We start from the raw sequence: 8,598 nt of genomic DNA, 5'->3' as shown, positions 1-8,598 counted from the left end.
GGAGGTGATGGTGGCCTTCTTGCGCCGGGTGATGGCCGTCACCTCGATGGAGTGGTTGTACTCCTCCACGCTCATGTTGCCGTAGGACTCTCCGAAGGGGGCCTCCATCTCCAGCTTGGAGGGGTCGATCCAGCCTTCGATGATGATCTGGGCGTCGGCCGGGACGTAGAGCGGCACGGTCCTGGCCTTCACCTTGCGGAAGGGGACCCCGGCCAGGCCGCCCGCCACGTCCAGGTCGTCCAGGTTCTCGGGGGTCTTCTGCGGCCCGATGACCTGGAGCGCCGGGGGCGCGCCCACCACCAGGGCCACGGGCATCTTCTCGCCGCGCTCCTTGTACTGCTTCCAGTGCTGGTGCGCGCCGCTGTTGGTCTGGATGAGCCACATGGCGGTCATGCGGTCCGAGGCCTTGAGGCTGCAACGCTGCTGGCTGTAGTTCTGGATGGGCGAATCCGGGGCTGTGGTGATCCACAGCCCGGCGGAGAAGTAGGGGGCGGTGTCCCAGCCGGGAGTGTTGTTGGGCACGGGGAGGGTGTCCAGGCCCTTGCCCGCGCCGCCCTTGAGGGCGTCGCCTTCAAGGATCAGCTCGTGCACCGGGGCCTCCTCGGAGGGGATCTCCACGGCGGCCACGGGGTTCTGGAAGGCGTGCACCCACTTTTCGTAGATCTTCTGGCCCAGGGCGGAGATGTCCTCGCCGGAGTCCTCGATGCCCAGGGACGCGGCGTAGATGGCGGGGGAGCCCGCCGTGCCGCCCACCATCACGTCGCAGTCGCCCTGGTAGGAGCGGCCCTTGGAGTCGGTGACGTTGGTGAAGAGGAAGGCCCGTTTGGGGTTGTTGCTGGTCACGGTGCCCACGTCGCCCACGTAGCCCCAGCGCACGAAGGGGTGGAGGTGGCGGTCCTTGTTCATGGGGGCGTCGACGGTCCAGAGCAGCCCCGCCTTGTCGAGCTTGGCCAGGTGGTCGTTGAGGTCGTCGTACTGTTTCTTGAAGCCTTTTTGCATTCCCCATCTCCTGCGGCTTGCGTCGGAGTTCCGGCGGTGTCCCCCGCCGTTCAACCAACCGGTTGGCGCGTGACAACGATCCGGCCTCCCCGTCCCGGCGCGGCGCGTCGGGGACAAAGGCCGGGAGCCTCCTGGCTACTCCTTGAAGACGATGCCCACGGCGGGCTCCTGGGGGCTGGCCGTGGCGCTCATGTTGGCGGCGCTGCGCCGCCCGTTGGCCATCCAGTCGCCCTTGGCGGCGCGCAGGGCGCAGGCGTCCCACTCCTCGGACCAGTCGCCCAGGGAGTAGCCGCTCCAGGGCGATTCGGGCGTGAGCCGGGGCAGGCCCAGCTCCTCCCAGAGCACGCGGGCGCGCTCCATGTATTCGCGCTTGGGCAGGGCCACGGGGGGGTAGGTCCCCTTGGCGGTGGCGTCCACGAGCATGGTGGCGTCGCCGTCGGAACCCTTGAGCTTGGGCCCGTGCCCCGGCCCCCGGAAGGGGATCACGTGGGTGTCCTGGGCGGGGTTGCAGCGGTAGGCCATGGCCCAGAGCACATGGTCGGCGTTCTCGGGATCAATGTCCTCGTCGATGGCGATGCAGAACTTGCCGATGGCCGGGGTGAAGGAGGCCGCGCCCTCCAGGGCCCGCCAGATCTCGGTGCGCGGCGTGCCCGCCTTCACGCTGACGAACAGGAAGCGGCGCAGGTTGGTGAGCGGTTCGTGCATGGAGACGCGCGTAACGCCCTTGATGTTCAGGGTGTCGCGCAGATGGGCCAGGTAGAGGGGCTCGTAGGCCACCTTCTTGATCACGCTGGACTCGCAGGGCGTCACCTGGCTGATGATGGAGCTGATCACGTAGTTTTCGCGCCGGGTGATGGCCGTGACGGTCATGGAGTAGTTGTACTCCTCCAGGGCCATGTAGCCGTGGGACTCCCCGAAGGGGCCTTCGGGCTCCAGGCGGGAGGTGTCGATGAAGCCCTCCACGATCACCTGGGCATGGGCGGGCACGAGGAGGTCCACGGTCTTGCAGCGCACCACTTCCACTGGGCTGCCGGCCAGCGCGCCCGCCACGGTGAGCTCGTCCACGTCCAGGGGCAGCTTCTGGGGTCCGGTGAAGGCCACCAGGGGCGGCGCGCCCAGCACGGCGGCCACGGGCATGGGCTCGCCGCGCTTGCGGTACTTCTCCCAGTGCACGCCGCCGCCCGCCAGGGTGGAGCGCTCCATCATCACGGCCACGCGGTCGCTGGCCTTGAGGTTGCCCCGGTAGAGCCCCATGTTCTGGATGCCGGAGTCCGGGTCGCGGCTCACCCAGAGGGCGGCCGTGAAATAGGGGGCCGTGTCCCAGCCCGGCGTGGAGACCGGGATGGGCAGGGCGTCCAGGCCCTTGCCCTCGCCCTTGAGATCGTCCCCGGCGAGCACCACCTCCTGGCAGGGGGCCTTCTCCACAACGCGCGGGGCCACCGGGTTGGCCATGGCCTTGATCCACGTCTCCCCGATGGCCTCCTCGGGGCAGCCCATGCCAAGGGCGTAGATGGCACGGTTGCCCGCCAGCGCGCCCACGGTCACGCCCGCTCCGGGGTAGGAGCGGCCCTTGGCGTCGGTGACGTTGGTGAAGAGGAAGGCCTTGCGCTCGGGTTCGGGGATGTGCCCCCGGTACTGCCAGCGCACCAGGGGGTGCAGTTCGCTGTCCTTGTCGATGGGGCGGTCCACCACGTGGAGCAGGCCGTTGGCCTTGAGCAGCTCCAGGTGATCGGTCAGGTCGCGGCCGGAGCCGGGCGTCTGGGGCATGGGATCTCCTCGGGGGGGGGGTGCGAATCGGGCGTCAGGGCAGCTTGAGCGAATCGAAGCAGGCGTTCCAGGAGGTGATGAGGCCCTTGTCGTCCACCTCGAAGAACTCCACGGCCTCCTTCTCGAACACGGTGGAGCAGCGCATGGCGAAGCAGCCCGCGCCGCAGTAGACGCCCAGGAGCCTGAAGCGCGTGTGCCGCATCTGGGTGTAGACAAGGCGCAGGTAGGGGGCCACGGCCTCGCGCCCGCGCAGGACGCCCTCCGAACCCATGAGCTGGTAGATGACGGGGCTGCGCATCACCACGTCCTCGCTGAAGAGGGCGTGCAGCCTGGCCTCGTCGCGGTCGTTGAAGGCCGCGACGAGCGCTTCCGCGAGCCTTCGGGCGGTTTCCTCGTCCACGAGCATGGGGGCTCCGCAGCGCGGTGTCGACCCCGTGAGCGGGGTCTGCGCATGGTTCAATCCTATGCACCAACCGGTTGGTTGAGTCAACGCGCAACAGGGCGGCGCACCCGGGGAAAGAGCGCGGGAGGGAAACCGAGAGGCCTCAGGGGCGGGCCAGGAACTCGCGCAGGATGTCTTCGAGCAGCGCGGCCATCTCTTCGAGGGAGGCCATCTCGCCGGGCATGAGCACGCTGGAGAGCTGCTCGCGGAAGGGGGCGTTGATGGTGCTCACCAGGAGCGAGCCCGCCAGGAGCACCTGGAGCGCGCCCGGCTTCACGCCGCGCAGGCGGCCCGAGGCCACCCCGGCGCGCAGGTGGCGCGCCGTGATGGCGTGGATGCGCCCGTAGGCGGCCACGATCTCCGTGGTGATGCGCCGCGAGCCCCCGGCCATCTCATGGGCCACGGTGCGCGGCAGGCGGTTGTCGGCCGCGAAGGCCTCGGCGTGCAGGCGCACCACCAGGCGCAGGCCCTCCAGCGGGTCCGCGCACCCGGCCATGCGCTCCTCCATCCTGTCGGCCAGTTCGGTGAAGTGGCGCAGGAGCACCACCTGGTAGACGCGCTCCTTGCCGCCGATGTGGTAGTAGATGGTGGCCTTGTTCACCCCGGCCCGGGCCGCGATGTCGTCGATGCGCGTGCCCTCGTAGCAGTGCTCCGCGAAGAGGGTGGCGGCGGCGTCCAGGATGCGGAGCACCGTCTGGGACTGGAGGTCGATGGTTTCCCTGTGGCCGTAGCGGGGCCTGTCGCGGCGTGGCATGGTGGGCATGGCGTCCTGGCCTCCCGGATGGCCGCAGGGGAGGCGTCTTGGCGCGTGGTGTACGCCTTGCGCCCCGTTCCGGCAAGGCCCGGCGCGCTGGCGCGCCCGCTCGCCTTGTGGCAGGAAGGCCCATCGCGATCCCCCGAGGAGGCCTCGCCATGGCCCAAGCCTTCTGGCTTCTGAAAACCGAACCCGGCTGCTACTCCATCGCCGATCTGGCCGCCGCGCCCGGACAGACCACCGCCTGGACCGGCGTGCGCAACTTCCAGGCGCGCAACTTCCTGCGCGACGCCATGGCCGTGGGCGACCTGGCGCTCTTCTACCACAGCGTCACCGACCCCTCGGCCGTGGGCGTGGCGGAGGTGGTGCGCGCCGGATACCCGGACCCCACCGCCTTCGACCCCGAAGACCGCCACTTCGATCCCCGCTCCACCCCGGAGCGCCCCCAGTGGTACGCCGTGGACGTGCGCCTGGCGGAGACCTTCTCCCGGCCCGTGCCCCTGGCGGCCATGCGCCTGGTCCCGGAGCTGGCGGGCATGGAGCTTCTGCGCCGGGGCTCGCGACTCTCGGTGATGCCCGTGGGCGAGAGGGAATTCGAGATCGTGCGGGCCATGGGCCGGGGAGACTAAACCCCCTGCCGCCTTGCCCCGAGGCGGACAAGAGCCTATGCAGGGCGGAACGTACGCGTCGTCCATCTGGGAGCGGTCCATGCGCATCCGGTCAAAACTCTCGGCCCTGCTGCTCGCGGCGGTGCTCGTCCCCTTGTGCGCCCTGGGCTGGTTCGACTGGCGCCAGGCCACCGACCTGGGCCTCAGGCTCTCCGCCGACACCGCCGCCCGGCTGGAGGCCGTGGCCGCCCGCGAACTGGTGCACTCGGCCGAGATGCTGGCCGAGGGCTGCTCCGACGCCCTGGACCTGCTGGAAACCTCCCTCTCGCTCATGGCCGTGGAGGCCGCCCGCATGCTGGAGGCCCCGGCGCGCCGAAAGGACGTCCCGGTCCTCTTCGGCACGGACTTCGACGCAGGGGCCGTGCCGCCGGAACGGCTCGTGCCGCTCGTGGATTCCGACGTGCCCGGCTCCTACGAGCATCTGGTGTTCCACACGCCCCCGGAGCTTTCACCCCCCGAGGCCCTGCGCGAAGCCCGGGCGCTCTCGGACATGCTGCCCCTGATGCGCACGCTCTTCGCCCGCCACCAGGACCTCATGGCCTTCGGCTACGTGGGCCTCGCCACGGGCCTGCACATGGCCTACCCAGGCCACGGCGGCTATCCCCGGGACTACGACCCGCGCCGCAGACCCTGGTACCGCAGCGCCGCCAGGGAGCAGGGCATCACCTGGAGCGTCATGGCCGACGCCGTCACCCGCCAGGTGATGGCCACCATGGCCCTGGCCGTCACGGCCCCGGACGGCCGCCTGCTGGGCGTGGCCGGGCTGGACATTCCCATGGGGGCCCTGTTCCTGAAGAGCGATCCCTCCCGCAACGTCCAGGGCCGCATGCGCACCCTGGTGCTCTCGGTGAAGCCCGGCGACCTAGCCGGGCTGCCCGACCCCGTGGTGGTGGCCTCCCGCGACTACGCCCGCGAAGCCCTTGACTGGAAGGCCCCCGTGGAGCTGGTGCGCCTGACCTCCCCGGACCGCGAGGCCCTGGCCGCCGTGGCGCACGACCTCTCACAGGGCCGCTCCGGGGTGCGCCGCCTGCCCGTCGCCGGGCAGGACAGCCTGCTGGCCTACGCCCCCGTGACGGGCAGGGAGCTGGCCGTGGCCCTGCTCACCCCGCGCGGGGAGGTGATCGCCGGAGCGCTGGAGGCTGAGGCCCTGGTGCTGGCCGACGTGGACCGCATGGCCGCCCGAATGGGCTGGTTCGTGGCCGCCGTGGCCCTGGCCGTGGCGGGGCTGGCCCTGGCTGTCTCGCGGGCGGCCACGCGCCCGGTGCAGGAGCTGGCCCTGGCGGCCCGCAGGCTCGCCACGGGCGATTTCGAGGCCCGGGCCCCGGCGCGCGGGCGCGACGAACTGGCCGAACTGGCCCACGCCTTCAACGACATGGCCCCGCACCTGCTGGAACGCCTGAAGCTCAAGGGCGACATGGCCCTGGCCATGGAGGTGCAGCAGCACCTTCTGCCCCACCGCCCGCCCGACATCCGGGGCCTGGACGTGGCCGCCACCAGCCTCTACTGCGACGAGACCGGCGGCGACTACTTCGACTTCCTGGAATTCGCCCAGGAGGACGCCGCCCACGCCGACATCGTGGTGGGCGACGTGACCGGGCACGGAATGCCCGCAGCGCTCTTCATGGCCTCGGGCCGGGCGCTCCTGCGCGGTCGGGCCATGGGCCTGCCCGGCCCGGCGCTCCTGCTCACCGAGGTGAACCGCCTGCTCTGGCAGGACACCCAGCTCTCGGGACGCTTCATCACGCTCTTCTTCCTGCGTCTGGACCACAAGGCCCGGGAGCTGATCTGGTGCCGCGCCGGGCACGACCCGGCCATCCTGCACGACCCGCGCGCCGGGACCTTCGAAATCCTCATGGGGCCGGGCATCCCCCTGGGCGTGGAGCCGGACTGGACCTACATCGAGAAACGACGCCCCTGGCTGGAACCCGGCCAGATCCTCCTGCTGTACACCGACGGCATCCACGAGGCCGTGAACCCGGCCGGGACCATGTACGGCCGCGAGCGCCTCAAGGCCGTGCTGGCCGCCAACGCCCACGCCGCAGCCTCCGCAGTGGTCAACGCCCTCATGGCGGACCTCAAGGAGTTCAAGGAGGGCCTGCCCCTGGAGGACGACGTGACCCTGGTGGCGGTGAAGGCCACCGGCTGACGCGCCGGGAGGACTTGACGCCCGCGCCGCGCGGCAGTACCCGGGCGATTCATCCGACGACATTCCCCACGAGGACTGTTTGCGCACTTCCCACACGGACCTTGCGGCGCGGGTTGCCGGCGAAAGCCGGGGACGCTAGCCCCCAGGTCGAAGGCCTTCCCCCCGGGGAGGCCGCCCCCCTGCGGAAACGCGTTCCGCCAGACCGCGCCTGCCCGGACCCTCCCGGCGGGCCGGTTTCCGCTTTGCCCGGCAACCCTCCCTGCGTGCAGCCTCCGGCCCACCGGCCGGAATCCGGCAACCCAGCGCACAAGGAGCGCCCCATGATCCTGCGTGACGAACGCCCCGGCGACGCCCCCGGCATCGCCAAGATCCACTACGACGCCTTCAAGGGACACCCCGTCCACCCGCCCGGCGCGGAACCGGTCGAACACCTCATCGTGGAGCGCCTGCGCGCGGCCCGCGCCCTCGCCCTCTCGCTGTTGGCCGAGGAGGACGGCCTTATCGCGGGCCACATCGCCCTCTCGCCCGCCGCCGTGGACCGGGAGCGCGAAGGATGGCTCCTGCTCGGCCCCGTGGGCGTCGCGCCCGCTCGCCAGGGCAGGGGCATCGGCTCCGCCCTGGTGCGCGCGGCGCTCGCCCGGGCCAAGGCCCTTGGCGCGCGCGGCGTGGCGCTGGTGGGCGATCCCGGGTACTACGCCCGCTTCGGGTTCGCAGCCCTGCCCGGGCTCTGCTATCCCGGCGTGCCGGAACCCTGCGTGCTGGCCGTCGTGCTGCGCGGCGAACCGCCCAGGGGCGACATCGCCGCCCACGAGGCCTTTTCCGTGACGCCCGGCTAGCCCCCTGACCACCCGGCGGTTTCCGGTCCCTGCGGACCGGGCCGCCGGGTCCGGGAGTCCTTGCGCCGATGTCGCGCACGCGTCCGTCTGGCAGGTCGGCGCGCCGGTCAGGCCGCTGGACGCGGCCCCCGGGTCGCGATGCCGGGAGGCATGGGAGGTCTTGCGGAATGAACGTCTCAGGTTCGAATGTTCGCCTTGGCGGTCCGTCCGGGCGGAGTGTGAGGACGCACTATTCCGGGAAGAGGTTGTTGATGCGGCAGGCGGCGCAGGCCGCGCCGAAGCCGTTGTCGATGTTCACCACCGTCACCCCGCTGGCGCAGGAGGTGAGCATGCCCAGAAGCGCCGTGAACCCCTGGAGCGAGGCCCCGTAGCCCACAGAGGTGGGCACGGCCACCACGGGCTGCGGCACCAGGCCGCCCACAACGCTGGCCAGCGCCCCCTCCATGCCCGCCGCCACGATGACCACCCGCGCCCGGCGGATGGCCTCCAGCCGGTCCAGCAGGCGGTGGATGCCCGCCACGCCCACGTCCGAGACCACGAAGGCCCGGCTGCCCAGCATCTCGCAGGTGACGCGGGCCTCCTCGGCCACGGGCAGGTCCGAGGTGCCCGCCGTGACGATGGCGATCTCCCCCGCGCGCCAGGAGGGCTCGGCCCGGCGCATGGCGAGCGTGCGCCCCGTGGGGTTGTACCGGGCCTCCGGGCACAGCGAGGCGACGTGCCCGGCCGTCTCGGGCGTGACCCGCGTGGCCAGCACGTCCGCCAGGCCCCGCAGGCGCGAGAAGATGTCCCCCACCTGGGCGGGGGTCTTGCCCTCGGCGTAGACCACCTCGGGGAAGCCGTTGCGCAGGGAGCGGTGCAGGTCGAACTTGGTGTGGCCCAGGTCCATGTAGGGCAGGTCCCGCAGGCGCTCCACCCCCTCCTCGATGTCCAGGCTGCCGTCCCGGATGCCGGTCAGCAGCCGTCTCAGGCTGTCTTGCGAATCCATG

8 protein-coding genes are annotated in these 8,598 nt (G+C 71.4%); 3 read left to right on the top strand and 5 right to left on the bottom strand.

Annotation, left to right across the window (positions count from 1 at the left end):
- From ACV4UX_RS07185 to ACV4UX_RS07170, 4 genes are all read right to left on the bottom strand, one after another.
- On the bottom strand, nt 1-999 hold a 999-nt coding region (locus tag ACV4UX_RS07185; RefSeq protein WP_491592635.1), incomplete at its 3' end, for a UbiD family decarboxylase domain-containing protein.
- 135 nt (nt 1,000-1,134) lie between these two features.
- Nucleotides 1,135-2,766 carry a UbiD family decarboxylase gene (locus ACV4UX_RS07180; protein WP_491592634.1) on the bottom strand — a complete coding sequence of 544 codons (1,632 nt, stop codon included), beginning with the start codon at nt 2,764-2,766 and terminating at the stop codon, nt 1,135-1,137.
- 34 nt (nt 2,767-2,800) lie between these two features.
- Entirely contained in the window at nt 2,801-3,172 is a 372-nt protein-coding gene (locus ACV4UX_RS07175) for a nuclear transport factor 2 family protein (protein ID WP_491592633.1), read from the bottom strand.
- Between the two features lie 139 nt (nt 3,173-3,311).
- Nucleotides 3,312-3,971 carry a TetR/AcrR family transcriptional regulator gene (locus tag ACV4UX_RS07170; RefSeq protein WP_491592632.1) on the bottom strand — a complete coding sequence of 220 codons (660 nt, stop codon included), beginning with the start codon at nt 3,969-3,971 and terminating at the stop codon, nt 3,312-3,314.
- Nucleotides 3,972-4,120: 149 nt separating this feature from the next.
- On the opposite strand from ACV4UX_RS07170, the gene ACV4UX_RS07165 reads away from it, so the two are divergent.
- From ACV4UX_RS07165 to ACV4UX_RS07155, 3 genes are all read left to right on the top strand, one after another.
- The gene (locus ACV4UX_RS07165; protein ID WP_491592631.1) at nt 4,121-4,591 is read left to right on the top strand and encodes an EVE domain-containing protein; all 471 of its coding nucleotides are present in this window, start codon (nt 4,121-4,123) and stop codon (nt 4,589-4,591) included.
- Nucleotides 4,592-4,670: 79 nt separating this feature from the next.
- Nucleotides 4,671-6,776 (top strand): SpoIIE family protein phosphatase, encoded by a 2,106-nt coding sequence (locus tag ACV4UX_RS07160; protein WP_491592630.1) that lies wholly within the window; start codon nt 4,671-4,673, stop codon nt 6,774-6,776.
- A 320-nt stretch (nt 6,777-7,096) separates the two neighbouring features.
- Entirely contained in the window at nt 7,097-7,612 is a 516-nt protein-coding gene (locus ACV4UX_RS07155) for a GNAT family N-acetyltransferase (RefSeq protein ID WP_491592629.1), read from the top strand.
- Between the two features lie 229 nt (nt 7,613-7,841).
- Here ACV4UX_RS07155 and larB read toward each other — a convergent pair whose 3' ends face one another.
- A complete protein-coding gene (gene larB, locus ACV4UX_RS07150) occupies nt 7,842-8,597 on the bottom strand; it encodes a nickel pincer cofactor biosynthesis protein LarB (protein ID WP_491592628.1) in 756 nt (251 codons plus the stop codon).
- Nucleotide 8,598 lies beyond the last annotated feature (1 nt).

Source organism: Fundidesulfovibrio sp. (assembly GCF_058402725.1).
This window is presented reverse-complemented; position numbering and strand designations above follow the sequence as displayed.

Excerpts from the sequence above, each read along its gene's own strand:
- ACV4UX_RS07180 (WP_491592634.1), bottom strand. The coding sequence starts at position 2,766 with ATGCCCCAGACGCCCGGCTCCGGCCGCGACCTGACCGATCACCTGGAG.
- ACV4UX_RS07175 (WP_491592633.1), bottom strand. The coding sequence starts at position 3,172 with ATGCTCGTGGACGAGGAAACCGCCCGAAGGCTCGCGGAAGCGCTCGTC.
- ACV4UX_RS07170 (WP_491592632.1), bottom strand. The coding sequence starts at position 3,971 with ATGCCCACCATGCCACGCCGCGACAGGCCCCGCTACGGCCACAGGGAA.
- ACV4UX_RS07165 (WP_491592631.1), top strand. The coding sequence starts at position 4,121 with ATGGCCCAAGCCTTCTGGCTTCTGAAAACCGAACCCGGCTGCTACTCC.
- ACV4UX_RS07160 (WP_491592630.1), top strand. The coding sequence starts at position 4,671 with ATGCGCATCCGGTCAAAACTCTCGGCCCTGCTGCTCGCGGCGGTGCTC.
- ACV4UX_RS07155 (WP_491592629.1), top strand. The coding sequence starts at position 7,097 with ATGATCCTGCGTGACGAACGCCCCGGCGACGCCCCCGGCATCGCCAAG.
- larB (WP_491592628.1), bottom strand. The coding sequence starts at position 8,597 with ATGGATTCGCAAGACAGCCTGAGACGGCTGCTGACCGGCATCCGGGAC.